Origin of the sequence: Elizabethkingia argenteiflava, from assembly GCF_009904105.1 — a bacterium.
Taxonomy (GTDB): Bacteria; Bacteroidota; Bacteroidia; order Flavobacteriales; family Weeksellaceae; genus Elizabethkingia; species Elizabethkingia argenteiflava.
In genome coordinates, this window is the sequence record NZ_JAAABJ010000381.1 from 1 (window position 1) to 271 (window position 271).

The 271-nt window shown below is 43.2% G+C and carries 1 pseudogene; it reads right to left on the reverse strand.

From position 1 onward, the window contains the following. Positions 1-271: pseudogene (locus GNY06_RS04525) on the reverse strand (IS256 family transposase); the annotation flags it as partial.

Sequence of the window (271 nt, forward strand, 5' to 3'; positions counted from 1 at the left end):
AAAGTACCCAGGCGGTCACGATCAGTTTCTAACTCAAATGAGCCAGCACTTAGACTACGCACGGTCTTCTTCGTTTTACCGTTCTTACGGTTAATTTGCTCGTTAAGTTTATCCTGAGCAAGGTGGTGTTCAAGCTCACCGCACATCATAGATTCCAGAAAGTGCTTCACCATTGGAGACAGAATCCCATCGGTGCCAGTCATTTTTTTTCCAGAATAAAGGCCGGCAATAGTCTCATTCTTAAAAGACTCAAAGTCAAATTCTTCTTGTG